The sequence below is a fragment of the Curtobacterium sp. NPDC090217 genome, assembly GCF_044746705.1.
Taxonomy (GTDB): Bacteria; Actinomycetota; Actinomycetes; order Actinomycetales; family Microbacteriaceae; genus Curtobacterium.
Window position 1 is genome coordinate 301,810 of the sequence record NZ_JBIVCR010000003.1, and the last position, 24,715, is coordinate 326,524.

Here is a 24,715-nt window from a genome sequence, read left to right on the forward strand (position 1 = left end):
GTCCGACGCGATGAGAACGACCACACACACCACCGGGCGCGCCATCGCCCTCCTCGCCGGGGCCGCTGCCACGGCGCTCGTCCTCGCCGGCTGCTCCACCGGCGGCGGCGCGTCGAACGGCGACGGCTCGGTCTCCGGCACGATCACGCTCCAGACGTGGGCGCTCACGCCGACGTACACCGGCTACCTCAACGGCGTGATCGCGGACTTCGAGAAGGAGCACCCCGACGCGAAGGTCAAGCTCCAGGACCAGCCCGGCGACGGCTACGCGGACAAGGTCCTCAGCCAGGCATCGAGCAACTCGCTCCCCGACGTCATCAACCTGCCGCCGGACATCGCGCTGCCGCTGGCCAAGCGCGGATTCCTGCAGGACGTGTCAAAGGACGACAGCAAGCTGTCCAGCACCTACGTCGCCGGGGCGCTCGATGCGTACCAGTACAAGGGGCTCGACGGCACGTACGGCTACCCGTGGTACCTCAACACCGACGTCGACTACTGGAACTCCGACATGTTCGCCAAGTGCGGGCTCGACGCGGACAACCCGCCGAAGACCGTCGACGACCTCTTCACGCAGGCCGAGACGATGCACAAGGCCTGCCCCGACGACTACCTGATGAGCCGCAAGCCGGGCCTCAGCGACTTCTCGCTCGCCGGCGTGAAGATCATCAACGCCGACGGCACGAAGTTCACCTTCGCGGACTCGACCAAGGCGGCCGACCTCATCGACCGGTACGCCAAGGCCTACCAGGACGGCCTCATGCCCTCCACGGTCCTGAACAGCGACTACCTCGGCAACTCCACCCTGTTCACGCAGGGCAAGGTCGCGTGGACGACCGGTGGCGCCACCGCGCTGAGCGACATCGAGAAGAACAACCCGTCGCTGCAGGGCAAGGTCACGGTCTCCCCGGCGCTCGACACCCCACCGCTGTACGTGCAGGGCCTGTCGGTGTCGAGCAAGTCGAAGCACCTCGCCACGGCCGAGGCCTTCGCGCAGTTCATGACGAACGCCGACAACCAAGAGGCCTTCGCCCACAAGGTCAACATCTTCCCGTCGACGAAGTCCTCGCAGTCGGACCCGTTCTTCTCGAAGGACGACGGCACCGTGAACGGCAAGGCCCGCGTGCTCGCGAACGAGGCCCTGAAGACCGCGAAGAACCTCAACCCGGTCCAGGCGAACTCCGCGATGACGGACTTCCTCGACCAGCAGATCGCGCTCGCGATGAAGGGCCAGGTGACCGCGAAGCAGGCGCTCGAGACGGCGCAGACGAAGATGAACACCCTGCTCGCCAACGGCTGATCCGGCCCCGAAGAAGAGAGAGAGGGAGGATCGCCATGCGCGCGAATCGTTGGTTCACCCCCTGGCTGCTCGTCCTGCCGGCACTCGTCTGGCTCGTCGCGTTCAGCCTCTGGCCGTCGATCAACACCGTCCGGCTGTCGTTCACGAACGCCAGCCCGCTCGGTGGGGTCAGCCGCTGGGTCGGTCTGCAGAACTTCCAGACGCTGCTCGCCGACCCGCAGGTGTGGGAGGCGCTGCTCAACAGCGTCGTCTACATGGCGATCTGCCTGCCGCTCCTGACGGTCCTCCCGCTCCTCATGGCCGTGCTCGTCCAGCAGAAGCTGCCCGGCATCGCCTTCTTCCGCACGGCGTACTACACGCCGGTGATCGCCAGCGCCGTGGTCGTCGGGCTGATCTGGAACTGGATCCTCGACGACCGCGGTGTCATCAACGAGATGGCGCAGTCGCTCGGGATCGTGCACGGGAGCATCCCGTTCCTCACCGACCGGTGGCTCCTGCTGTTCAGCGCGATCAGCCTGACCGTCTGGAAGGGCCTCGGGTACTACATGATCATCTTCCTCGCGGCCCTCGGGAACGTCGGCAAGGAGCTGCACGAGGCCGCAGCGCTCGACGGCGCCGGTGCGGTTCGTCGGTTCTGGTCGGTCACGATGCCCGGCGTCCGCGGCACGATGACCCTCGTCGGGATCCTGGTGTGCGTGAGTGCGCTCCGGGTGTTCAGCGAGCTCTACATCCTGACGAACGGGACGGGCGGCCCCGGCGGCCAGGACAACTCGATCGTCATGCTCATCCAGCAGTACGCGCGGGGCTTCACCGGCAACCTCGGGTACGCGTCGGCACTGAGCCTGTTGCTCTTCGTCGTGACGCTCATCCCGATGCTCGCCCTCGCGCGGATCAACAGCAGGGCGGACCGATGACCAACACGACCAGCACCAGCGAACCCGCCCTCGGCGGGGCACAGGGCGGGGCCAGCCCGACGCCGGACGTGGCCGGCGCGACGGGCGGAGGACGAGCCTCCCGTCCGCCCCGCCGCCGGGCCGCCTGGGGCGTCATGTCCACCCGCGAGAAGGCGATCCGCTACGTCCTCCTCGTCGTGGTGCTCTTCATCACCATCGGCCCGTTCCTCTGGCAGCTTTCGACGTCGCTGAAGGGCGCCGGCGAGGACATCTACACGGCGAACCCGTCGTTCATCCCGACACAACCGACGATCGGCAACTACCTGCGGGTCGGCGACGCGATCCCGGTGTTCGGGTACATCGGCAACTCGCTCGTCGTCGCGGCGATCGACGTCCTCGGGAACATCGTGTTCGCGACCTTCGCCGGCTTCGCCCTCGCCCGGCTCCAGTGGCGCTTCCGCAAGGCCGTCCTCGGACTGTTCCTCGCGACGCTCGTCCTGCCGGGAGAGGCGACGATCATCTCCCAGTTCGTCACCGTGAAGGACCTCGGCCTCGCCGACAACCTGGTCGGCGTCGCCCTGCCGGGCATGATCGCCGCCCTCAACGTGCTGCTCATGTTCAACGCGTTCCGGCAGATCCCGGACGAGATCGACCAGGCCGCGGTGATGGACGGCGCGAACGCCTGGCAGCGGTTGCGGTACATCTCGCTCCCGGCCGTCCAGGGCACGATCGCCGTCATCGCGATCTTCTCGTTCATCGGCGCGTGGGACGACTTCCTCTGGCCGCTCATCGTCCTGCAGTCCCCGGAGAAGCTGACGCTGACCGTCGGGCTCGAGTACCTGCGCGGCACGTTCGGCACCGACCAGCGGCTGATCGCGGCCGGCACCATGATCGCGTTCATCCCGATCGCCGTGATCTTCGCCGTCCTGCAGCGCTTCTTCTTCAAGGGTGTGGAAGAGGGCGGTGTGAAGGGCTGATGCGCTTCGGGGTCAACTACACGCCATCGGTGGGGTGGTTCCACTCGTGGCTCGACTTCTCGTGCTCCGAGACGGCGCGCGACCTCGAGGCGATCGCGTCCCTCGGCGCCGACCACGTGCGGATCTTCCCGCTCTGGCCCGTGGTGCAGCCGAACCGGACGCTGATCAGGGCCTCGGCGCTCGAGGACGTCGCCCGCGTCGTCGACATCGCGGCGTCGTTCGGGCTCGACGTCAACGTCGACGCGCTGCAGGGACACCTGTCGAGCTTCGACTTCCTGCCCTCGTGGCTCGACTCGTGGCACCGTCGGAACATGTTCACCGACCCGGACGTCGTCGACTCGACGGCCGCGTACGTGCACGCCCTCGCCGCGGCGGTGGGTGACCGGCCGAACCTGCTGGGCATCACGATCGGCAACGAGGTCAACCAGTTCGCGCACGCGCCGCACCCGTCCCCGCACGACATCACGGCGGCCGAGGGACACGCGTGGGCGGCACGGATGGTCGCCGCGGCGCGGTCCGGCCTGTCGTCCGGCGCGTCCGGCCCGTCCGGCCTGGAGGCTCGGCACCCGTCCGACGCGTCGCGCGCCTCCGGCAGCGGGTCGGCCCCGGCGCCGCTGGTCACCGTCGCCCAGTACGACGCGGCCTGGTACGACGACGCGCAGCCGTTCGGGCCCGAGCACGCCGCCGACCACGGCGACGCCACCGTCACGCACTCGTGGGTGTTCAACGGCTCGGCCGCGGTGCACGGCGCCCTCGGAGCCGGTTCGGTCCGGCACGGGGAGTACCTGCTGCAGCTCGCGGCGGCGTGGAACCGCGACGCGGCCCGACCGAACTGGTTGCAGGAGGTCGGCGCGCCGACGAACGTCGTGGACGTGGCCGAGGCCGGGTCCTTCACCGAGCAGACCATCCGGCACGCCCTCGACGTGCAGCACCTGCTCGGGGTGACGTGGTGGTGCTCGCACGACGTGTCCCGCTCACTCGCGGACTTCCCGGAGCTCGAGTACGACCTCGGCCTGCTCACGAACGACGGCCGGGTGAAGCCGACGGGGGAGCGCTTCCGCGAGGTGGCCACCGCCTCCGGCGACACCCGACGTCCCGCGTCCACCGGCTCGGAGCTCGGACTGGTGCTCGACGACGTCGACGCCGCAGGCGCGCCGCTCCCGATGACCAGGGCCGACAGCGCGCCGGGCGGCCGGTTCGCCGCCGCGTGGCTGGCGCTCGCCGAGGAGCACGGCCGCGGCCCGCAGGTCGTCCTGCGCTCGCGCCTCGGCGACACACCGCTCCTCGCCGCACGCGGCATCACCACCTGCGTCGACGTCCCGTCCGACGCCAGCACCTCCACCCCGCTCGCGGTCGCGCACCCCGCGACGATGCCCTGACCCACTCCGTCTCCGGAAGGCACCATGCACGACGACATCCCCCTCACCACCGGCCGAGCCCGACGCGTCCTCGACGAGCGGATCCGACCTGCGGTGCACGCCACGGCGACGCCACTCGAGACCGCGTGGCACGAGCTGCCCGGCGAGCCGATCCCGCCCGCGGAGGGGCTCGCGCTGACGTTCGAGCCGTACGAGGTCGGGACGACCTGGGGTGCCGCGTGGGGGACGACGTGGTTCCGGCTGTCCGGGACGGTGCCGGTCGAGTGGGCCGGTCGGCGGGTGGAGGCCGTGATCGACCTCGGCTTCGACATCAACATGCCGGGGTTCCAGTGCGAGGGGCTCGTGTACCTCGCCGACGGCACCCCGGTGAAGTCGATCAACCCCAGGAACCAGTGGGTGCTCGTCGCGGAGGAGGCCGTCGGCGGAGCGACCGTCGAGTTCTTCGTCGAGGCGGCGTCGAACCCGGTGCTGCTCGACTACCACCCCTTCCTCGTCACGCACGAGGGCGACATCCAGACCTCGTCGTCGAAGCGGCTGTACACGAGCCGCCGGATGGAGCTCGCCGTATTCGAGTCCGAGGTGCACGAGCTCGCACTCGACATCGACGTGCTCCTCGAACTCCAGGCGGAGCTGCCGGAGGGCCCGCGGCGCATGCGCATCCTGCAGGCCCTCGACGACGCGCTCGACGCCCTCGACCTGCAGCACATCGCGGCAACGGCGCCCGATGCCCGCGCGGCGCTCGCCGATGTGCTCACCTCGCCCGCCGAGGCATCTGCACACCGGATCTCCGCCGTCGGGCACGCACACATCGACTCCGCATGGCTCTGGCCGGTGCGGGAGACCATCCGGAAGGTCGCGCGGACGTCGTCCACGATGACGGAGCTCATCGACCAGACCGACGACTTCCTCTACGGCATGTCCAGCGCGCAGCAGTACGCCTGGATCAAGGAACACCGGCCTGAGGTCTACGCCAGGGTCAAGGACGCCGTCGCCGCCGGACGCTTCCTGCCGCTCGGCGGGATGTGGGTCGAATCCGACACGGTGATGCCGACCGGCGAGAGCATCGTGCGCCAGTTCACGCAGGGACAGCGGTTCTTCGAGCGTGAGTTCGGCATCCGCCCGAAGGGCGTGTGGCTGCCGGACAGCTTCGGGTACTCGCCGGCTCTGCCGCAGCTGATGCGCCGCGCGGGCTTCGAGTGGTTCTTCACGCAGAAGATCTCGTGGAACCAGGTGAACAAGTTCCCGCACCACACGTTCCTGTGGGAGGGCATCGACGGATCGCGGGTGTTCTCGCACTTCCCGTCGATGGACACGTACAACTCGCGGCTGTCCGGGTCCGAGGTCGCCAAGGCATCGCGGCAGTTCCGGGAGAACCGGCTGGCGTCGGGGTCGATCGCCCCGGTGGGCTGGGGCGACGGCGGCGGTGGGACCACGCGTGAGATGACCGGTACCGCTGCGCGACTGGCCGACCTCGAGGGGAGCGCCCGCGTGACGTGGGAGCATCCCGACGTGTTCTTCGACCGGGCGAAGGCCGAGCTGCCCGATCCGCCGGTGTGGGTGGGGGAGCTCTACCTCGAGCTGCACCGTGCCACGCTGACCAGCCAGCACCAGACCAAGCAGGGCAACCGCCGGAGCGAGCACCTGCTCGTGGAGGCTGAGCTGTGGGCCGCGACCGCCGCCGCCCGGACCGACTTCGTCTACCCGTACGACGAACTCGACGCGCTCTGGCAGCAGGTGCTCCTCCAGCAGTTCCACGACATCCTCCCCGGCACGTCGATCGCGTGGGTCCACCGCGAGGCGGTGGCGAAGTACGCGGAGGTCGCGGACCGCCTGGAGGCCCTCATCGCCGCCGCCCTGTCGGCGCTCGTCGGTGCCGGGGACCGGACCGTCGTGGCCAACCCGGCCCCGAGCCTCCAGTCCGGCGCCTCCGCGCTCGGCGCGACGCTCGCCGCGGACGTCACCGTCGCGGCCCCGGTCGCCCTCGACGCGGTCGACGGCGGGTTCGTGCTCACGAACGACCTGGTGCGCGTCGTCGTCGACGCCAGGGGGCTCGTCACCAGCGCGGCCGACCGCAGCACCGGACGAGAGGCGATCGCGCCGGGACAGGCGGCGAACCTGCTCCAGCTCCACCAGGACTTCCCGAACATGTGGGACGCGTGGGACGTCGACCGGTACTACCGGAACCGGGTCGAGGACCTCGACGAGGTGACCGGGCTCACCGGCTCGGTCGACGCGGACGGCACCGCCCGGGTCGTGGTGGAGCGGGCGTTCAGCGCGTCGACGCTGACGCAGGAGATCACCCTCGCGCCGGGATCGCGCACCCTGGAGATCGACCAGACGACCGACTGGCACGAGACCGAGAAGTTCCTCAAGGTGGCCTTCCCGCTCGACGTCCGCGCCGAGCACACCATCGCCGAGACCCAGTTCGGCGCGCAGAAGCGTGCGACGCACACGAACACTTCGTGGGAGGCCGCGAAGTTCGAGACCTCGATGCACCGCTACGTGCTCGTCGAGGAGCCCGGGTTCGGGGTCGCCCTGGTCAACGACTCCATCCACGGGTTCGACACCACCCGCGACGCCGTCGACGGGCACGTCACCACCACGGTCCGGCTCTCGCTCCTCCGCGCGCCGCGGTTCCCCGACCCGGAGACCGACCAGGGTGTGCAGACGCACCGGTTCGGGCTGGTCATCGGGACCGACATCGTAGGGGCCACGACCGCCGGGACGCTCATGAACACGGCGTCGCGCACCGTCACGGGCGACCGTGGCTTCGCGCCCCTCGTGCAGGTGTCCGGCGACGTCGTGGTGTCGAGCGTGAAGCTCGCCGACGACCGCTCCGGCGACCTCGTCGTGCGGGTGTACGAGCCTGCGGGCCGCCGGGGGACCGGTTCGATCGCCGTCGACGGGCCCTTCGGCGACCCCGTCGAGGTCTCGCTGCTCGAGGAGCCTCTGCCCGAGGGCTCCGCAGACACGTCCTCGATCGACGCGGCGTTCGCCGTGGACGCGTTCGAGGTGCGCACGTTCCGCTTCGCGCGGAACTGAACAACGTCGGCGGCGACCGCCGTCGCGACACTCGAAGAGGAATGACATGAAGAAGTCGATGAAGTTCGGGATCGTGGCGGCGCTCGCCGCGATGGTGGCGGCACCGCTCGTGCCGACCGCAGCAACGGCGGCGCCTGCGGGGGGTGCCACTCCGGCTGCTGCTGCGACCAAGAGCGGGCCGACGAGCATCGCCTACGTCGAGGTCAACAACGACCAGCTGTCGAACGTCGGGCGGTACACGCTGTCCAACGGGGCGAACGCGTTCGACGTGGCGATCATCTTCGCCGCGAACATCAACTGGAACGGCTCGAAGGCGGTGCTGTACAACAACGACAAGGTGCAGGCGACGCTCGACGCCGCGGCGACGCAGATCAAGCCGCTGCAGGCGAAGGGGATCAAGGTCTCGCTGTCGATCCTCGGCAACCACCAGGGAGCCGGGATCGCGAACTTCCCCTCGCAGGCAGCAGCTCAGGACTTCGCGTCCCAGGTCGCCGCCACGGTCACGAAGTACGGGCTCGACGGGGTCGACCTCGACGACGAGTACTCCGACTACGGCACGAACGGCACCCCGCAGCCGAACGACCAGTCCATCGGGTGGCTCATCACCGCGTTGCGCGCCGACATGCCCGGCAAGCTGATCTCGTTCTACGACATCGGCCCGGCGTCGTCGTCGCTGTCGAAGGCGAGCAGCACCATCGGGTCGAAGCTGAACTACGCGTGGAACCCCTACTACGGCACGTACTCGGCGCCCTCGATCCCCGGCCTCGGCAAGAGCTCGCTGTCGGCCGCTGCGGTCGACATCCAGAACACACCGCAGTCCACCGCGGTGTCGCTGGCACAGCGCACGAAGTCGGACGGCTACGGCGTCTTCATGACGTACAACCTGCCCGGAGGGGACAAGAGCGGGTACGTGTCGTCGTTCACGAACGTGCTCTACGGGCAGGCGGCGGTCTACAAGTAGGGGCGAGTCCCGCGACTCGTTCCGCGGCTCGTTCCGCGGCTCGTTCCGCGAAAGCGACAGTGTGCGGCAGAACTCCCGTCGGACACTGTCGCTCTCCCGTAGCGTTCTGGCATGGAATCCAGCACTGACGCGGTCGGCTGGGCGCGCGCGACCCTCGCGGAGCAGGGCGCCGACGTGCTCGGTGTCGAGGAGGTGCACCGGCGCGCGTGGAGCACCGTCTGGCGCGTGACCACCGGCGACGGCGACCTGTTCCTGAAGTCCGCGCCGGAGGGCGTCTCACCCGAGCCGGCGCTCCTCGACGTGCTCGCGCTGCACGGGGTCCCGCACGTGCAGCGTCCCGTCGCCGTCCAGGGCACCTTCGTCCTGCTGCCGGACGGCGGCCCGATCGTCCGCGAGGCTGATGACCGCGAGACCGTGTGGCGTGCGGTGATGCGGCACTACGCCGAGCTGCAGTGGGCGACCGAGCCCGCGGCAGCCGAGGACCTGGTGCGCGCCGGCGTGCCCGACCTCCGGCTCCCGGTGCTCCCCGATGTCGCAGCCGAGGTCGTCGCGCGGTGGACACCGGAACGCCCGGCCGTGCTCGCGCGACTCCGGGACGCCGCGGCCGAGCTCGACGAGCTGCTGCCGATGGCCACGATCGAGCACAGCGACCTGCACGACGGCAACGCGTTCGTGCGGGACGCCGTGCCGTTCGACTGGGGCGATGCCTGCGTGTCGCACCCGTTCCTCAGCCTGCTCGTCGCCGGGCAGGAGGACGTGCCCGGAGCCGTCGACGCGTACCTCGAGACGTTCTTCGGCGAGCCGGGAGTCGCCGAGGATCCCGACGTGCAGCACATCGTGGCGCTGGCGAAGACGGTCGGCGTCGTGCCACGGGCCCTGAGCTGGCAGCGGGCGATCGACGCCGCCGGCGACGCGATGCCCGACGAGTACCGCGATGCCCCGCGCCAGTGGCTCCTGACCCTCGTCGACGGAGCACGCTGACCGGTTCTCCACAGTTCGTCACGCCCCTCGAGTTCGCGCTGCCTCGCGAACCTCGAGCACCGACTGACCCGCCTGCACTGCTGATGGCTGGAGGCCGTGATGACGAGCTACTCCCTGCGTCTCGAGTGTGAAGCACTCTGCGCTGACGCCGAGCAGGTCCGGGCCGACTTCGAAGCCTCCGCCGAAGCCCTGTACGAGATGGACGGCGTCTTCGACCAGGAGGTCGAAGCGGACCTGACACGGAAGACCCTGACCTTCTCGCTCGGCGTCACGTCATCGACTCCCTGGGGAATATCCGCGCCTGACGGTCAGCAGGCTCGCATGCCGATCGGTGCGATTCACCGAGCTGCACCTACATCCAGTCGTCAAATGACACGGTAGAGCCGTCTCCGAGTTCGTGCAGAATTTCCTCACGCAAGAGCTCGCCGTCTTTTCGGAACTGGGCTCCCACTTCGGGGTCGGCCCATCCTGTCTCTTCGTGGTAGCCGGCGATGAATGTGTCAGCCCACGCGACTATCTGCTGCTTCAGGTGTTCGGAAAGCGGCGCATCGGAAATCGAATCGAGGATATCTCCATCGAACCAAAGCGGCCAGCGCTGGCCGTAGTCCGGGACGAGCCTAACCGAATATCCCACTGCAACGCTCCCGCGAAGTCGGAATTGCGGTGACGATCTTTTTGTTGTTCTGGGAGACATAGACCGTCGGCTCGTAGTGACCGAGCACGTCCCCGCTCGGTACCTCCTTGATCTGGATGAGCCCGGCGTAGCAGGTCTTCTGTGCGACCGCGTCTTCCGAGGTCGCCAGCGGTGCGCTCAGAGCGGTCTTCATGTCGAAGTCGGCAACGTCACTCCAGTCCAAGCCTGTGGTCGGCCCGTACTTCGCGTACTGCCCGAGCCATTCGGCTGCGTGCCGGTCCCTGATGTGGATGAAGCCGTTGGCCGAGTTGCCGCACTGCAGCGAGACGGACCCGACCGTGTACCCGGGTGCTGCCGTGGCGCTGTAGGACTTCAGCTGGAAGTCGGACGCTGCTGTGTCACAGTACGTGTTCCCGTACGGGCCGATGCTCTGGGTTGAGATGCCAGACCCAGACGAGAGGATTCGTGATTCACCGGTCTGCGGTGCATACAACTCGAATTGCGTAGCTGTCGTGTCATCAGCAGCCTGCGCTTCCGCGGCGGGACCTGCGAGGCAGGCGGCTACTGCGGCCGCTGCGATCATGATGGCGAATGCTGTCTTCTGATTTCCCCCATGTTGTTTCATGGTGAAACCGTATCAGTCGTTGCGTCATCCTGTTCCGCCCCGGGTCCGATGGAGGTTGGGACTGTTGCGGTCCCGATCGCGCGACAAGGGTCAGTATCCGGCTGCCCGGAGAATCGCTCGGACATGGTCCCGATCAGGCAGATACGACGGGGCGATGTGGTGCCGACGCACGACGAAGTCGCTCATGTAGATACGTACGAGCCGGAGCCCATGTGTGGGCACGAGCTGGTCGCGACGTAGGTCGTACAATCGCCGCTGACCGTTGGCTCCGCCTCTCGGGACGCCCGAAACGGTCAACCTGTCGAGCTTGTCGAAGTGGGGAACAGGGTCGGAGTGCTGGCGCTCGTTGAACTCATCACGAGCCCGAGGAGCTCCCAGTAGGCGTCTACTGGGGGCTGCTTGCCACGCGGGTTCTTCGGGTAGGGGTCGCCTCGAAGTCAGTCGAACGTCTGTTCTCGTGATGCGGCCATGCCGAGGACCTCGTCGCAGAGGTCGGTGACGTACCGCTGATCCTGTCTGTGTACAGCACCATGGCCGGACGGGCCTACTTCCCAGTAGCCGCAAGGGAGGGGATGACGGGAATCGAACCCGCGTAGCCAGTTTGGAAGACTGGGGCTCTACCATTGAGCTACATCCCCGCGCCTGCGCACGAAGCGCAGCCCCACCACTGTAGCGGACGAACACACCCCTCATGGTCCTCTTGCCACCGGACGAGTCGTCCCAGCGCACGATCAAGCGTTCCCGGGTGCTCTCCTACGTCCTGGTGGTGCTCGCCGCGGTGGTCCTGTCGCTCCGCCCTGACCTGTTCGGCGACCCGCAGGCCCAGCCGGCGCACGCGCTCCTGCACGTCTGGCGGATCGTCCTCGGCATCGTCCTGGCAGTCGCCGCACTCGGGGTACAGGTCCTCGTCGGCGTGCGCTGGCGACGGAGTCTGCGCACAGACTCCCGAGCTCCCGGGAACCGCGGACCACATCCCCGCTAGACTCATCGGCGTCGCGTGCGCCCCTTCGGCGTGCGCGAGCACCCTGGCTCAGACAAACGGGGCGTAGCTCAGCTTGGTAGAGCGCCCGCTTTGGGAGCGGGAGGTCGCAGGTTCGAATCCTGTCGCCCCGACCAGGACACATCACCGCCAACCATCAGGAGAACCCCCCTTGGCCAACAGCACCGTCGACAAGGTGAGCGAGACCCGCGTCAAGCTCACGGTGAACGTGACGCCGGAAGAGCTCAAGCCGAGCATCGACCACGCGTACAAGCACATCGCCGAGCAGATCAACATCCCCGGCTTCCGCAAGGGCAAGGTCCCGCCGGCGATCGTCGACCAGCGTGTCGGCCGCGGCGAGGTCCTGAACCACGCCGTCGGCGACGCGATCGACACCTTCTACCGCCAGGCGGTCGAAGAGCAGGAGCTCCGCATCCTCGGCCGTGCCGAGGCGGACGTCGCCGAGCTCCCGAACGTCAAGGACTTCACCGGTGACCTCGTCCTCACCTTCGAAGTGGACGTGCGTCCGGAGTTCGACCTCCCCGACTACAGCTCCTACGAGCTGACGGTCGACGCGGTCGAGGTCTCCGACGACGAGATCGAAGAGGAGCTGCAGAACCTGCGCACCCGCTTCGGCACGCTCGTCACGGTGGACCGTCCGGCGACCAAGGGCGACTTCGCCCAGATCGACCTGACCGCGACCATCGGCGACGACGAGGTCGACTCGGCCACGGGCGTCTCCTACGAGCTCGGCTCCGGCGACCTGCTCGAGGGCATCGACGAGGCGCTCGAGTCCCTCACCGCCGGTGAGTCCACCACGTTCGAGTCCACGCTCGTCGGTGGCGACCGCGAGGGCGAGACCGCACAGATCGCCGTGACCGTCACCGCCGTCAAGGAGCGCGAGCTCCCCGAGGCCGACGACGAGTTCGCGCAGATCGCGTCGCAGTTCGACACCATCGAGGAGCTCAAGGGCGACCTCAAGGAGCAGATCGCGAAGTCCAAGACCTTCGGTCAGGGCGCAGCGGCTCGCGACAAGCTCGTCGAGAAGCTCCTCGAGGACGTCGAGATCCCGATCTCGGAGAAGCTCATCGAGGACGAGGTACACCGTCACCTCGAGCAGGAGAACCGCCTCGAGGACGACGAGCACCGCAAGGAGGTCGCCGAGTCCAGCGAGACCGCCTTCCGCTCGCAGATCCTCCTCGACTCCATCGCCGAGAAGGAGTCGATCCAGGTCTCGCAGGAAGAACTCACGCAGTACCTGATCCAGGCCGCGGCGCAGTACGGCATGGAGCCGGGTGAGTTCATCAAGGTCATCGACCAGAACGGGCAGATCCCCGGCATGGTCGGCGAGGTCGCTCGCTCGAAGGCCGTCGCGACGGTCCTCTCCAAGGTGACCGTCAAGGACACCGAGGGCAACGACGTCGACCTCTCCGCGTTCACCGCTGGTGTCGCGCAGGAGCCAGCCACGGCCGACGCCGAGTAGTCACCACCCACCGGACGGGAGGCACGGTGCCAGCTGGCACCGTGCCTCCCGTCCGCATTTCCGGCCACCCGCATTGCCGACAGCGAACAGGCGCGAACTGATGCGTTGCAACCGATAAGTTCGACATCAAGCGACAACTGAACGGGAGCTTTTCCATGGCCGAAGCGACACTGAACCCCAGTGTTTTTGACCGCCTTCTGAGAGACCGGATCGTGTGGCTCGGCTCCGAGGTCCGCGACGACAACTCGAACGAGATCGCAGCCAAGCTGCTGCTGCTCGCCGCCGAGGACCCTGAGAAGGACATCTACCTCTACATCAACTCGCCCGGTGGTTCGATCACCGCCGGCATGGCGATCTACGACACGATGCAGTTCGTGCCGAACGACATCGTCACGGTGGGCATCGGCCTCGCCGCCTCGATGGGGCAGTTCCTGCTCTCGTCGGGCACGCCGGGCAAGCGCTACATCACGCCGAACGCGCGCGTGCTGCTGCACCAGCCGTCCGGTGGCTTCGGCGGGACCGCCGCGGACATCCAGACGCAGGCGAAGGTCATCCTCGACATGAAGCAGCGGATGGCCGAACTGACCGCCGAGCAGACCGGCAAGACGGTCGAACAGGTCCTCAAGGACAACGACCGCGACAACTGGTTCACGGCGCAGGAAGCGCTCGACTACGGCTTCGTCGACCACCTCCGCGCGTCCAGCGCCGAGGTCATCGGCGGCGGCGGGACCGTCAGCGACGGCGAGACCCCCACCGCGGCAGCCGACCCCGACGCCCAGTCCTGATCCCCACCGAAGAAAAGGAAACGAGAATGCATCTCCCCATGCTCGGTGGCGCGCAGAACGTCCCGGCTCCCACTGATCGGTACATCCTCCCGAGCTTCGAAGAGCGCACGGCCTACGGCTACAAGCGGCAGGACCCGTACGCGAAGCTGTTCGAGGACCGCATCGTGTTCCTCGGCGTCCAGGTCGACGACGCGTCGGCCGACGACGTCATGGCCCAGCTGCTCGTGCTCGAGTCGATGGACCCGGACCGCGACATCGTGATGTACATCAACTCGCCCGGTGGCTCGTTCACCGCGATGACGGCGATCTACGACACGATGCAGTACATCCGTCCGCAGATCCAGACGGTCTGCCTCGGTCAGGCCGCGTCGGCGGCGTCGGTGCTCCTCGCTGCCGGTACCCCCGGCAAGCGTCTGGCCCTACCGAACGCCCGCGTCCTCATCCACCAGCCCGCGACCCAGCAGGGTGGCGGCCAGGCGTCGGACATCGAGATCCAGGCGGCGGAGATCCTCCGCATGCGCACCTGGCTCGAGGAGACGCTGTCGAAGCACTCCAACAAGACGCCGGAGCAGGTCAACAGCGACATCGAGCGCGACAAGATCATGTCTGCGGCCGAGGCCGTCGAGTACGGCCTGATCGACCAGGTCCTGACGAGCCGGAAGAACCTTCCCGCACTCGTCAAGTAGCGAACGAAGAGGGCCCCCGCACCGACTGGTGCGGGGGCCCTCTTGCGTGCCGGGGTGTTCCGGGGCCCGGCGCTCCCGAGACCCGCCGGACGGCCACGACACGCCGTTGGTTGGGTGCCGAGTGGTCGGGAAGTGTCGCCCGGCGGGCTGTCGAGCGACGGGCTTCGACCGGTCGGCGGAGCTGAGCGGGGTGTTGTGACCAGTCAGGCGTCAGGCGTCGGGCGGCGGGGGTCAGTCCTCGTCGTCGGTGGGGGCTGGGCGGCGACGGAGGAGGAGCAGGACGGCGACGACCGCGGCGATGAGCACCAGGCCGCCGGCGCCGATCCAGATCGCGTCGGACATCGGGGAGTCCGTCGTCCCGGATGCGGTGCCCGTGGTGTCCGACGAGCTCGACGACCCGGCGGTCGCGCAGGTCGGCGGCTTCGCGGAGCCCTTCGCCGGCGTGAACCCCGAGGGTGCCTTCCACGTGAACGCGTACTCGTCAGAGACGGTGTGGCCGTCGGCGGAGACGATCTGCCACTCGACCTCGTACTTACCGGAGGCGCCGAGCGCGGCCTTCGTGGTCATCGACGGGCCGTCGACGGCGACGCAGCCGTCCTCGTAGTAGCGCTTGTCCGGCCCGACGATCCGGAAGGCGAAGCCGGACCCGGTGCCACCGATGTCGAGCAGCTTGTCGTTCGTGGTGATCTCGAACGCGTCCGGCAGGGACGTCAGCGTGCCGTCGACCTTCGGTGTCGACGCGATCATGTAGTTGTGCGCGCTCGCCGGACCGGCGAGCCCGAGGACCGCGCCGCCCGCGATCGCGACGGACGCGGCGGTGCCGGCCACGAGCCTCCAGGCCCGGGACCGGCCACCTGCCGGACGGACGGTCGTCACTTGGCGCTGCGGCGTCGGGTCGCAGCGACGGCGACGACGAGGCCGGCCGCGCCGACGACGAGTCCGCCGAGGCCGAGGAACCGGCCGACGAGGTCGGGCTCGGCCGTCGTCGAGGTGCTCGTCGCGGTGGCGTCGTCGGTGGCTGCGGCAGCGTGGTGGTCGTCGTCGCCGGTCGAGGCGGCGGTCAGCGTGATCGAGGGCGCGGGGTGCTCGGGCTCGGCCTCGCCCGCCTTCTGCTCCTGGTCCCACTCGGTCGACCCCTGCTCGCAGGTCTGCGTGACGGGGATCGCGACGACGTCGCCCGGCTTGCCGTCCGGCAGCGAGAACGACAGCGAGAAGGTGTCGCGCTCGTCCGCGGGGAGCGGGGTCTTCGCGGTGTAGGTGATGCTCGTGACGCGCTCACCGGCGTCGGCGGCGGTCTCGTCGTCGGCGGAGGCGGAGGGGCTCGTGTAGGGCTCGGTCGCCTTCGTGATGTCCCAGTTCGGGTTGACGGTCGGCGTGACCTCGATCACCGAGGACGGCACGTGGAACTGCAGCTTCGTCGTGGGGGAGCCGTCGCAGCCGTGCGGGACGGAGAAGGTCGCGGTCGTGTACGAACCCGCGGCGGACGACGTGCTCGTCGCCTCGACGTGGGCGCTGGCGGACGCCGCGGTGCCGAGGACGATCGCGGCGGCGACGCCGAGGGTCACTGCGCCACCGGCGGCGAGACGCTTCTGCATGGGGTTCCTTCCGGATGGTGTTCTACAACTTGTAGAGAAGACTGCATCACCGTAGCAGCACTGCACGCCCTGGGCGAACGCGCGCCCGGAAACGCGCACGGCGTCGCCGTCAGTGTCACCGGATGCGGTTAGGCTCGACAACACGACGACCTCGTGCACGCGAGCAGTGGTGCTCGTCGACTGCAGTGCACGTCGACTGCAGCGCACGTCAACCAGGGAAGGCCGGAGCATGGCACGCATCGGAGAGAGCGGGGACCTCCTCAAGTGCTCCTTCTGTGGCAAGAGCCAGAAGCAGGTGCAGCAGTTGATCGCCGGTCCCGGCGTCTACATCTGCGACGAATGCGTCGAGCTCTGCAACGAGATCATCGAAGAGCGTCTCGCTGAAGCGAGCGACGAGACCGGCAGCGGCGAGTTCGAGCTCCCGAAGCCGCGCGAGATCTTCGACTTCCTGCAGGAGTACGTCATCGGGCAGGACCCGGCGAAGCGTGCCCTGGCGGTCGCCGTCTACAACCACTACAAGCGCATCCGTGCGCAGGGGCAGATCACGGCCGCCGAAGACCGCGACGACGTCGAGATCGCCAAGTCCAACATCCTGCTGATCGGCCCCACGGGCTGCGGTAAGACGTACCTGGCGCAGACGCTGGCCAAGCGGCTCAACGTGCCGTTCGCCGTCGCGGACGCCACCGCACTGACCGAGGCGGGCTACGTCGGCGAAGACGTCGAGAACATCCTGCTCAAGCTCATCCAGGCCGCCGACTACGACGTCAAGCGCGCCGAGACTGGCATCATCTACATCGACGAGGTCGACAAGATCGCCCGCAAGGCCGAGAACCCGTCGATCACGCGCGACGTCTCCGGCGAAGGCGTGCAGCAGGCACTGCTCAAGATCCTCGAGGGGACGGTCGCGTCCGTCCCGCCGCAGGGTGGTCGGAAGCACCCGCACCAGGAGTTCATCCAGATCGACACGACGAACGTGCTGTTCATCGTCGCCGGTGCGTTCGCGGGTCTCGAAGAGATCGTGTCCTCTCGGGTCGGCAAGCGGGGGATCGGCTTCGGCGCTCCGCTGCACAGCCCGCTCGACCAGCAGGACCTCTTCGCCGACGTCCTGCCGGAAGACCTGCACAAGTTCGGGCTCATCCCGGAGTTCATCGGCCGTCTGCCCGTCGTCACCACCGTGTCGCAGCTGGACCAGTCGGCGCTCATGCAGATCCTGACGGAGCCGAAGAACGCGCTCGTCCGGCAGTACCAGCGGATGTTCCAGATCGACGGGGTCGAGCTCGAGTTCGACCAGGGTGCGCTCGAGGCCATCGCGGACCTCGCGGTGCTCCGCCAGACCGGTGCGCGTGGGCTCCGAGCGATCATGGAAGAAGTGCTCGGGCCGATCATGTTCGATGTGCCCTCCGACGACGACGTCGCCCGCGTGGTCGTCACGCGCGAGTCGGTGCTCGAGAACGCGGCGCCGACGATCGTCCCGCGGCCGCGGACCAAGCGCGTCGAGAAGTCCGCGTAGCGCGACAGCACGTCAGAAGGGCCCGCATCGTCATCGACGGTGCGGGCCCTGTTGGCGTGCGGGTGTTCCCGCGGGGGCGCGCGGTGTTCCCCTACGCGCGTTCCTTCCCATCACGCTCGGAGTGGGAAGTCGATTCGCGCGTAGGGGGTCGGAACGACGTGCTTCCTACGCGCGAAACGACTCGCTACGCGCGAAACGACCTCCTACGCGCGAAACGGCCGACCGGACCGGGCCCGGGGCGCCGCGCGCTACTCCAGGCCGCGGCGGCGCAGCAGGGGGCCGACCTCGGCGTCGCGGCCGCGGAACTCGCGGAAGGCCTCGATCGGGTCCTTCGACCCACCGACGCCGAGCAGCAGCGTGGCGAAGCGGCGCCCGGCAGCGCGGTCGAGCCCGCCGTGGTCGCGGAACCACTCCACGGTGTCGGCGTCGAGCACCTCGCTCCAGATGTAGCCGTAGTAGCCGGCGTCGTACCCGCCAGAGAACGTGTGCGCGAAGTACGTCGAGGAGTACCGCGGCGGAACGGCGGCGACGTCGACCCCGGCGTCCGCCAGGGCCTGGCGTTCGAAGGCCTCGACGTCCGTGACTGCGTCGGCCTCGGCCTTCGACAGGCGGTGCCACGCCTGGTCCAGGAGTGCGGCGGCGAGGTACTCGGTCGTCCCGAATCCCTCGTTGAAGCCGGCGGAGTCGCTCAGCCCGAGGACGAGCTCCGGCGGCATCGGCTCGCCGGTCTCGTGGTGCTTCGCGTAGTTCGCGAGGACCTCGGGCCAGGACACCCACATCTCGTTCACCTGGCTCGGGAACTCCACGAAGTCCCGCTCGACGTTCGTGCCGGAGAACCGCGGGTACGTCGTCCGAGCGATCAAGCCGTGCAGCGCGTGCCCGAACTCGTGGAAGAGCGTCTCGACCTCGTCCTGGATGAGGAGCGTCGGCGATCCGGCGGCGGGCTTCGCGACGTTGAGGTTGTTCACGACGACGGGCAGGGTGCCCATCAGCGCGGACTGCTCGACGACGGGGTTCATCCATGCGCCGCCGCGCTTGCCGTCTCGTGTGTAGAGGTCGAGCAGGTACAGGCCCACCGGAGCGTCGTGCTCGTCGGTGACCTCGAAGACGCGGACGTCGTCGTTGTAGCCGTGCAGGTCGGGGCGCTCGGCGAACTTCAGGCCGTAGAGCGCGTTGGCGGCGAAGAACACGCCGTCGTGCAGCACCCGGTCGGCCTCGAGGTACGGGCGCATCGCGGAGCTGTCCGCGGCGAACTGCTCGCCGCGGAGGATCTCGGTCGCGTACGCCCAGTCCCAGGACTCGACGTCGAACCCGACGGTGCGGGACCGGACCGCGCGCTCGTCCTCGGCGTTGCGCGCGGCCGCCGGTGTGAGCGAGGACAGCAGCCCGGCGACGGCGGCGGGATCGCCGGCGGTCTCGTCTGCCGTGACGACCGACGCGTGGTCGGGGAAGCCGAGGAGTTCGGCGCGTTCGGCCCGGAGCCGGACGATGCGGAGCAGGACCTCGCGGTTGTCGTGCTCGTTCCCGCGGCGACCTCTGGCGAGGGATGCACGCATGATGCGCTCGCGCAGCCCGCGGTCGGTGAGCGACGCGAGCCACGGGTGCCCGGTGTAGAGCGGCAGGGTGATGAGCCAGCCGTCGAGCCCGCGGTCGGCTGCTGCACCGGCGGCAGCGGACTTCGCGCCGTCGTCGAGTCCCGCGAGCTCGTCCTCGGCGGTGACGTGGACCGCGGAGTCGTTGGTGTCCTCGAGGAGGTTCCGCTCGAACGTCGTGGTGAGCGTCGAGAGCTCCTGGTTGATCGTGGTCAGGCGGCCCTTGCCCGCGTCGTCGAGCCCGGCGCCGGCGAGGGTCATCTCGGTGAAGGTGCGCTCCACGAGCCGGAGGTCCTCGCCGGTGAGGCCCTCGGCAGCGACGGTGTCCCGGACAGCGCGCACCCGCTCGTACAGCCGCGAGTCGAGCGTGATGGCGTCACGGTGCGCTGCGAGCAACGGGGAGACCTCGGCCTCGATGTCGTGCAGCTCCGGGGTGGAGTCGGCGGACGACAGCGTGAAGAACACCATGCTGACACGGGACAGCAGCTGACCGGTGCGCTCGAGCGCCACCAGGGTGTTGTCGAACGTCGCAGGCTCCGGATTCGCAGCGATCGCCTCGACCTCCGCGCGCTGCTCGGCCATGCCGGCCTCGAATGCCGGGCGGTGGTGCTCCAGCCGGACGTCGTCGAACGGGGGGAGTGCGTACGGCAGTGAACTCGGTTCGTCGAACGGCGTCGTCATCACCCCACCCTAGCGACGGGTCGCGGCGTCGATCAGGGTGGCGGCCGCACGACGGGCGTGCCGCGCGGGTGCGGTGTCGCCGGCGATCGCCGCGGTGGTCTGGGCGCCCTCGGCGAGCAACGCGAGCTGGGCGGCGAGCTCGTCGGCGGCAGCCGGGTCGGCAACGGCCCGAGTGGTGAGTGCCGCGACGAAGGACTGGAACGACTCCTTGTGCCGGCGGGCGATCGAGGCGACGGCTGGGGAGGTCGCTCCGAGCTCGCCGAACGCGTTGATGAACCCGCAGCCGCGGAAGGTGTCGTCCCCGAACCAGGACTCGAGGAAGTCGTACATCGCCAGGAGCTTGTCGCGGGGCGAGGCGGCGGCGTCCACCGCCTGCTCGATGCCGTGCTCCCAGATCTCGTGGCGTCCCGCGAGGACGGCGGCGATGAGCTGGTCCTTGCCGGGAAATGCCGCGTAGAGCTTCTTCAGGGAGACGCCGGCGCCCGTGCGGATCTCGTCCATGCCGACGGACTGGATGCCGCGGGCGTAGAAGAGTGCATCGGCGACGTCGACGATGTGGGCCTTCGTGTCGGCCTCGATCGTGTTCGCGCTCATGTCGTACCCCGTTCGCTGTGTGTTCACCGTCTCCGAGTTGCATGGGGAACGGTCGTTCTCTACTGTAAGGCACATCGACGGGGAACGACCGTTCTCTTGTCGTAGCGAAGTCAGCAAGTCCGTCACGGAAGGAACGACCATGGGTGAGATCACCGTCGGGACCGAGAACAGCGCCGACATCCGGCTGCACTACCAGGACAAGGGGACCGGGCAGCCGATCGTGCTGATCCACGGCTTCCCGCTCGACGGCAACTCCTGGGAAGGGCAGATCCCGCCGCTCCTGGACGCCGGGTACCGCGTCGTGACGTACGACCGTCGCGGCTTCGGCCAGTCCTCCCAGCCGAGCACCGGCTACGACTACGACACCTTCGCCGACGACCTGCACACCGTGCTCGAGACGCTCGACCTCCGCGACGTCATCCTCGTCGGCTTCTCGATGGGCACCGGCGAGATCGCCCGCTACATCGGCCGCCACGGGGAGGACCGGATCGCCAAGGTCGCGTTCCTGGCCTCGCTCGAGCCGTTCCTCGCCATCACCGACGACAACCCCGACGGCGCCGGCCCGATGTCGTTCTTCGAGGGCATCGCCGCCGACGTGAAGAAGGACCGGTACGCGTACTTCACGAACTTCTACCAGGACTTCTTCAACCTGTCGGAGAACCTCGGCTCGCGCATCTCCGAAGAAGCCGTCCGCAATGCCTGGAACGTCGCCGCCGGATCCGGTTCGATCGCCAGCGCCGCTGCTCCGCTGACCTGGCCGACCGACTTCCGTCAGGACATCCCGAAGGTCACCGTCCCGGCACTCATCGTGCACGGCACGGCGGACAACATCCTGCCGATCGACGCGACGGGCCGTCGCTTCACCAAGGCGCTCCCGCACGCGGAGTACGTCGAGATCGAGGGCGCCCCTCACGGCCTGCTCACCACGCACACCGCCGAGGTGAACGAGGTCCTGCTCGGCTGGCTCGCCAAGGCCTGACCCGACCCCCGCACAACCGAAAGCACCCCGAACCGCGGAAGGCCGTGGTGCGGGGTGCTTTCGGTTGTGCGAACGCGGGCGGGCGCGGGCGAACGCGGGCGAACACCGGCGCGCGGGGCGGGCGCTCAGTCCTCTTCGGGAGCGTCGTCGGGGTTCGTGACCAGGGCGTGCCCGGCGTCGTCGAGGTGGATCGACGTGCCGTCGTCGAGCTCGACGCGCGGCTTGCCCTCCAGGAAGGTCAGCGTCCACCCCCAGCCCGTGGTGTCGACCGCCTCCGCGGCCAGCTCGTCCTCGACGGTCCGGACCGCCACGACCAGCGCTTCCACGAGCCGCGCAGGTGGCTCCCCACCCACGTTCCATCGCGTACCCAACTGCATCAGGGCCTCCTGTCCGTGTGCTGCGTGAACGACTGCCGGACGCGACCCTACGCGGGCTGCTCGGCCAGCTCGATCTCGGTGACCGCGAGTTCCGGACCGTCGACGAACGACAGGTCCTGGATGCGGCCGACGGCCGCCAGGTCGACCGCTGCGCGCTCGACGAGCTCCCGCGTCTCGGCCGGGGCCGCGACCACCGCGCGCGTCACCGGCGTCTTCTGGGACGCCTTGGCAGCCGTCTTCGCACCGCGGATCCCGATGAGCGCCTGCCCGACGGCGGCGAGGAGACCGGTCTCGGCCGCGTCGACCGGCAGGTCGGCGGCGGTCGGCCAGGAGGCTCGGTGCACGCTGGTGTCGTGGGTCCAGGCCCACACTTCCTCCGTCGCGAACGGCAGGAACGGTGCGAGCAGTCGGAGCTGCACGTCGATGGCGGCGCGGAGCGCCAGGACGGCGCTCGCCTGGGTTTCGTGCGTCGCGTCCGGCGCGGTGCCGTACGCGCGCTCCTTGACGAGCTCGAGGTAGTCGTCGCAGAACGTCCAGAAGAAGCGCTCGGTGACCTCGAGGGCGCGGGCGTGGTCGAAGCCGTCGAACGCCGTGGTCGCCTGCTCGAGCGTGGTGCGCAGGGCGGCGAGCATGTCGATGTCGAGCGCCTCGGTCACCTGGTGCGCGCCGGTCGGCAGCTCGAAGCCGTAGACGAACTTCGCCGCGTTGAGCACCTTGATCGCCAGACGCCGGCCGACCTTGATCTGCTTCGGGTTCTGCGCGTCGAACGCCGCGTCCGTGCCGAGCTTCGACGAGGCCGCCCAGTAGCGGACCGCGTCGGCGCCGTGCTGCTCGAGGATCGAGAGCGGGGTGACCACGTTGCCCTTGGACTTCGACATCTTCTTGCGGTCGGGGTCGACGATGAAGCCGGAGATCGACGCGTTCTTCCACGGCACGACATCGGCTTCGAGCTGGCTGCGGAGCACCGTCGTGAACAGCCACGTCCGGATGATGTCCTGCGCCTGCGGGCGGACGTCGTACGGGTAGACGAGGTCGTAGAGCGCCGGGTCGGTCTCCCACTTGCCCGCGAGCTGCGGGGTCAGCGACGAGGTCGCCCAGGTGTCCATGACGTCGAGCTCACCCTGGAACCCGCCGGCGACGCCGCGCTGGTCCTCGGTGTAGCCGGGAGCCGGTTCGGACGCCGGGTCGACGGGCAGCTGCGCCTCGGTCGGGACGATCGGCTGGTCGAACACCGGGTTGCCGTCCGCGTCGAGCGGGTACCAGACGGGCAGCGGCACGCCGAAGAAGCGCTGGCGCGAGATGAGCCAGTCACCGGAGAGGCCGCCGACCCAGTTGTCGTAGCGGACGCGCATGAAGTCCGGGTGGAAGGCGATCTCCTCGCCGCGCTTCCGGAGCGTGGCCTTGAGGTCCTCGTCGCGAGCGCCGTTGACGATGTACCACTGGCGCGTGGAGACGATCTCGAGGGGCTTGTCGCCCTTCTCGAAGAACTTCACCGGGTGCTGGATGGTCTTGATGTCCCCGACCAGGTCGCCGGACTCGGTCAGGGCGTCCACGACGACCTTCTTCGCCGAGAACACGGTCTTGCCGGCCATCTCGGCGTAGAGCGCCTTACCGCCCTCCGACTCGATCCAGGCCGGCTCGTCGGAACGCACGCGGCCGTCGAAGCCGATGATCGCGCGGTTCGGCAGCTGCAGCTCGCGCCACCACACGACGTCCGTGGTGTCACCGAAGGTGCAGACCATGGCGATGCCGGCGCCCTTGTCCTTCTGCGCGAGGTGGTGTGCGAGCACCGGGACCTCGACGTCGAACAGGGGGGAGCGGACCGTCGTGCCGAAGAGGTCCTGGAACCGCTCGTCGTCCGGGTGCGCGACGAGGGCGACGCACGCCGGCAGGAGCTCCGGGCGGGTGGTCTGGATGACGATGTCGCCCTGACCGTCCGTGCGGTGGAAGGCAATGCCGTGGTACGCGCCTGGCATCTCCTTGTCCTCGAGTTCGGCCTGTGCGACCGCGGTGCGGAAGGTGACGTCCCAGAGCGTCGGGGCGTCGGCCTGGTAGGCCTCGCCGCGCTCGAGGTTCCTGAGGAACGCACGCTGCGCGCTCGCGCGTGAGGTGTCGTCGATGGTGCGGTACGACTGCGTCCAGTCCACGGACAGGCCGAGCGTGCGGAAGAGGTGCTCGAACTGCTGCTCGTCCTGCACGGTCAGGCGTTCGCACAGCTCGATGAAGTTGCGGCGCGACACCGGGATCTGGTCGGCGGCCTTCGACGACTTGTTGTCGCCGCCCTCGAACGGCGGGACGAACATCGGGTCGTAGGGGAGCTGCGGGTCGCAGCGGACGCCGTAGTAGTTCTGCACGCGACGCTCGGTGGGGAGACCGTTGTCGTCCCAGCCCATCGGGTAGAAGACGTGCTTGCCGCGCATGCGCTCGAACCGGGCCTTGAGGTCGGTGTGCGTGTACGAGAACACGTGGCCGATGTGCAGCGAGCCGGAGGCGGTCGGCGGCGGGGTGTCGATCGAGTAGACGTTGCTGCGGTCTCCGGCGGCGTCGCGGTCGAACCGGTAGGTGCCCTGGTCGTCCCAGACCGGTCCCCAGACCTGCTCGAGTCCGTCCACCGTGGGCTTGTCGGGCATGGGCTTGGTCATGGCTGCGCCTTTCGATCGGTATG

General features: G+C 68.8%; 21 protein-coding genes and 2 tRNA genes. 14 read left to right on the top strand and 9 right to left on the bottom strand.

The window, feature by feature from the left end:
• The first annotated feature begins 10 nt into the window (after positions 1-10).
• The 7 genes from ACIPJ2_RS13315 (at position 11) to ACIPJ2_RS13345 (ending at position 9,530) form a co-directional block, all read left to right on the top strand.
• Positions 11-1,297 carry an ABC transporter substrate-binding protein gene (locus ACIPJ2_RS13315; protein WP_402729215.1) on the top strand — a complete coding sequence of 429 codons (1,287 nt, stop codon included), beginning with the start codon at positions 11-13 and terminating at the stop codon, positions 1,295-1,297.
• Positions 1,298-1,332: 35 nt separating this feature from the next.
• Positions 1,333-2,211 (top strand): carbohydrate ABC transporter permease, encoded by an 879-nt coding sequence (locus tag ACIPJ2_RS13320; protein WP_281267345.1) that lies wholly within the window; start codon positions 1,333-1,335, stop codon positions 2,209-2,211.
• Positions 2,208-3,167, top strand: a complete 960-nt coding sequence (locus tag ACIPJ2_RS13325; protein ID WP_402729216.1) for a carbohydrate ABC transporter permease — start codon at positions 2,208-2,210, stop codon at positions 3,165-3,167. Before ACIPJ2_RS13320 ends, ACIPJ2_RS13325 begins: the two co-directional genes overlap by 4 nt.
• Positions 3,167-4,546, top strand: coding sequence for a glycosyl hydrolase (locus ACIPJ2_RS13330; RefSeq protein WP_402729217.1), 1,380 nt, complete (start codon positions 3,167-3,169; stop codon positions 4,544-4,546). The genes ACIPJ2_RS13325 and ACIPJ2_RS13330 overlap by 1 nt, the downstream gene beginning before the upstream one ends.
• 24 nt (positions 4,547-4,570) lie before the next feature.
• Entirely contained in the window at positions 4,571-7,588 is a 3,018-nt protein-coding gene (locus ACIPJ2_RS13335; protein WP_402729218.1) for an alpha-mannosidase, read from the top strand.
• Between the two features lie 46 nt (positions 7,589-7,634).
• Positions 7,635-8,549, top strand: a complete 915-nt coding sequence (locus ACIPJ2_RS13340) for an endo-beta-N-acetylglucosaminidase H (RefSeq protein WP_402729219.1) — start codon at positions 7,635-7,637, stop codon at positions 8,547-8,549.
• A gap of 111 nt (positions 8,550-8,660) precedes the next feature.
• A complete protein-coding gene (locus ACIPJ2_RS13345; RefSeq protein ID WP_402729220.1) occupies positions 8,661-9,530 on the top strand; it encodes an aminoglycoside phosphotransferase family protein in 870 nt (289 codons plus the stop codon).
• Positions 9,531-9,882: 352 nt separating this feature from the next.
• Here the strand turns inward: ACIPJ2_RS13345 and ACIPJ2_RS13350 are convergent, their stop codons facing one another.
• The 3 genes from ACIPJ2_RS13350 to ACIPJ2_RS13360 form a co-directional block, all read right to left on the bottom strand.
• Complete coding sequence (locus ACIPJ2_RS13350; protein WP_402729221.1) at positions 9,883-10,164, bottom strand: hypothetical protein; 282 nt, start codon at positions 10,162-10,164, stop codon at positions 9,883-9,885.
• Positions 10,148-10,789: a hypothetical protein gene (locus tag ACIPJ2_RS13355; RefSeq protein WP_402729222.1), complete on the bottom strand. Its 642-nt coding sequence runs from the start codon at positions 10,787-10,789 to the stop codon at positions 10,148-10,150. Before ACIPJ2_RS13355 ends, ACIPJ2_RS13350 begins: the two co-directional genes overlap by 17 nt.
• 567 nt (positions 10,790-11,356) lie before the next feature.
• Positions 11,357-11,427 (bottom strand) — tRNA-Gly (locus ACIPJ2_RS13360).
• A 53-nt stretch (positions 11,428-11,480) separates the two neighbouring features.
• Between ACIPJ2_RS13360 and ACIPJ2_RS13365 the strand changes: the two genes are divergently transcribed.
• From ACIPJ2_RS13365 to ACIPJ2_RS13385, 5 genes are all read left to right on the top strand, one after another.
• Positions 11,481-11,771, top strand: a complete 291-nt coding sequence (locus ACIPJ2_RS13365) for a hypothetical protein (protein ID WP_402729223.1) — start codon at positions 11,481-11,483, stop codon at positions 11,769-11,771.
• 57 nt (positions 11,772-11,828) lie between these two features.
• Positions 11,829-11,905: transfer RNA gene (locus ACIPJ2_RS13370), tRNA-Pro, on the top strand.
• A gap of 35 nt (positions 11,906-11,940) precedes the next feature.
• A complete protein-coding gene (gene tig / locus ACIPJ2_RS13375) occupies positions 11,941-13,251 on the top strand; it encodes a trigger factor (RefSeq protein WP_402729224.1) in 1,311 nt (436 codons plus the stop codon).
• 155 nt (positions 13,252-13,406) lie between these two features.
• Positions 13,407-14,036, top strand: coding sequence for an ATP-dependent Clp protease proteolytic subunit (locus ACIPJ2_RS13380; RefSeq protein ID WP_281267357.1), 630 nt, complete (start codon positions 13,407-13,409; stop codon positions 14,034-14,036).
• Between the two features lie 26 nt (positions 14,037-14,062).
• Complete coding sequence (locus ACIPJ2_RS13385; protein WP_281267358.1) at positions 14,063-14,722, top strand: ATP-dependent Clp protease proteolytic subunit; 660 nt, start codon at positions 14,063-14,065, stop codon at positions 14,720-14,722.
• A gap of 231 nt (positions 14,723-14,953) precedes the next feature.
• Here ACIPJ2_RS13385 and ACIPJ2_RS13390 read toward each other — a convergent pair whose 3' ends face one another.
• Positions 14,954-15,598, bottom strand: coding sequence for a copper resistance protein CopC (locus ACIPJ2_RS13390; RefSeq protein WP_402729225.1), 645 nt, complete (start codon positions 15,596-15,598; stop codon positions 14,954-14,956).
• Positions 15,595-16,317, bottom strand: a complete 723-nt coding sequence (locus tag ACIPJ2_RS13395; RefSeq protein WP_402729226.1) for a YcnI family protein — start codon at positions 16,315-16,317, stop codon at positions 15,595-15,597. Before ACIPJ2_RS13395 ends, ACIPJ2_RS13390 begins: the two co-directional genes overlap by 4 nt.
• Before the next feature lie 229 nt (positions 16,318-16,546).
• Between ACIPJ2_RS13395 and clpX the strand changes: the two genes are divergently transcribed.
• Positions 16,547-17,827 (top strand): ATP-dependent Clp protease ATP-binding subunit ClpX, encoded by a 1,281-nt coding sequence (clpX, locus tag ACIPJ2_RS13400; protein ID WP_281267361.1) that lies wholly within the window; start codon positions 16,547-16,549, stop codon positions 17,825-17,827.
• A 248-nt stretch (positions 17,828-18,075) separates the two neighbouring features.
• Here the strand turns inward: clpX and ACIPJ2_RS13405 are convergent, their stop codons facing one another.
• Both ACIPJ2_RS13405 and ACIPJ2_RS13410 read right to left on the bottom strand, forming a co-directional pair.
• The gene (locus ACIPJ2_RS13405) at positions 18,076-20,100 is read right to left on the bottom strand and encodes a M3 family metallopeptidase (protein WP_402729227.1); all 2,025 of its coding nucleotides are present in this window, start codon (positions 20,098-20,100) and stop codon (positions 18,076-18,078) included.
• Between the two features lie 9 nt (positions 20,101-20,109).
• The gene (locus ACIPJ2_RS13410; protein ID WP_402729228.1) at positions 20,110-20,694 is read right to left on the bottom strand and encodes a TetR/AcrR family transcriptional regulator; all 585 of its coding nucleotides are present in this window, start codon (positions 20,692-20,694) and stop codon (positions 20,110-20,112) included.
• Between the two features lie 139 nt (positions 20,695-20,833).
• On the opposite strand from ACIPJ2_RS13410, the gene ACIPJ2_RS13415 reads away from it, so the two are divergent.
• Positions 20,834-21,673 (top strand): alpha/beta fold hydrolase, encoded by an 840-nt coding sequence (locus tag ACIPJ2_RS13415; protein WP_402729229.1) that lies wholly within the window; start codon positions 20,834-20,836, stop codon positions 21,671-21,673.
• Between the two features lie 125 nt (positions 21,674-21,798).
• On the opposite strand, the gene ACIPJ2_RS13420 is transcribed toward ACIPJ2_RS13415, so the two are convergent.
• Together ACIPJ2_RS13420 and valS are read right to left on the bottom strand one after the other, a co-directional pair.
• Positions 21,799-22,050, bottom strand: a complete 252-nt coding sequence (locus tag ACIPJ2_RS13420) for a hypothetical protein (RefSeq protein WP_402729230.1) — start codon at positions 22,048-22,050, stop codon at positions 21,799-21,801.
• Positions 22,051-22,097: 47 nt separating this feature from the next.
• Positions 22,098-24,692 (bottom strand): valine--tRNA ligase, encoded by a 2,595-nt coding sequence (gene valS, locus ACIPJ2_RS13425; RefSeq protein WP_281267366.1) that lies wholly within the window; start codon positions 24,690-24,692, stop codon positions 22,098-22,100.
• Positions 24,693-24,715 lie beyond the last annotated feature (23 nt).

Coding starts and splice junctions, on each gene's coding strand:
- ACIPJ2_RS13315 (WP_402729215.1), top strand. CDS start 11: ATGAGAACGACCACACACACCACCGGGCGCGCCATCGCCCTCCTCGCC.
- ACIPJ2_RS13320 (WP_281267345.1), top strand. CDS start 1,333: ATGCGCGCGAATCGTTGGTTCACCCCCTGGCTGCTCGTCCTGCCGGCA.
- ACIPJ2_RS13325 (WP_402729216.1), top strand. CDS start 2,208: ATGACCAACACGACCAGCACCAGCGAACCCGCCCTCGGCGGGGCACAG.
- ACIPJ2_RS13330 (WP_402729217.1), top strand. CDS start 3,167: ATGCGCTTCGGGGTCAACTACACGCCATCGGTGGGGTGGTTCCACTCG.
- ACIPJ2_RS13335 (WP_402729218.1), top strand. CDS start 4,571: ATGCACGACGACATCCCCCTCACCACCGGCCGAGCCCGACGCGTCCTC.
- ACIPJ2_RS13340 (WP_402729219.1), top strand. CDS start 7,635: ATGAAGAAGTCGATGAAGTTCGGGATCGTGGCGGCGCTCGCCGCGATG.
- ACIPJ2_RS13345 (WP_402729220.1), top strand. CDS start 8,661: ATGGAATCCAGCACTGACGCGGTCGGCTGGGCGCGCGCGACCCTCGCG.
- ACIPJ2_RS13355 (WP_402729222.1), bottom strand. CDS start 10,789: ATGAAACAACATGGGGGAAATCAGAAGACAGCATTCGCCATCATGATC.
- ACIPJ2_RS13365 (WP_402729223.1), top strand. CDS start 11,481: ATGGTCCTCTTGCCACCGGACGAGTCGTCCCAGCGCACGATCAAGCGT.
- ACIPJ2_RS13380 (WP_281267357.1), top strand. CDS start 13,407: ATGGCCGAAGCGACACTGAACCCCAGTGTTTTTGACCGCCTTCTGAGA.
- ACIPJ2_RS13385 (WP_281267358.1), top strand. CDS start 14,063: ATGCATCTCCCCATGCTCGGTGGCGCGCAGAACGTCCCGGCTCCCACT.
- ACIPJ2_RS13395 (WP_402729226.1), bottom strand. CDS start 16,317: ATGCAGAAGCGTCTCGCCGCCGGTGGCGCAGTGACCCTCGGCGTCGCC.
- clpX (WP_281267361.1), top strand. CDS start 16,547: ATGGCACGCATCGGAGAGAGCGGGGACCTCCTCAAGTGCTCCTTCTGT.
- ACIPJ2_RS13405 (WP_402729227.1), bottom strand. CDS start 20,100: ATGACGACGCCGTTCGACGAACCGAGTTCACTGCCGTACGCACTCCCC.
- ACIPJ2_RS13410 (WP_402729228.1), bottom strand. CDS start 20,694: ATGAGCGCGAACACGATCGAGGCCGACACGAAGGCCCACATCGTCGAC.
- ACIPJ2_RS13415 (WP_402729229.1), top strand. CDS start 20,834: ATGGGTGAGATCACCGTCGGGACCGAGAACAGCGCCGACATCCGGCTG.
- ACIPJ2_RS13420 (WP_402729230.1), bottom strand. CDS start 22,050: ATGCAGTTGGGTACGCGATGGAACGTGGGTGGGGAGCCACCTGCGCGG.
- valS (WP_281267366.1), bottom strand. CDS start 24,692: ATGACCAAGCCCATGCCCGACAAGCCCACGGTGGACGGACTCGAGCAG.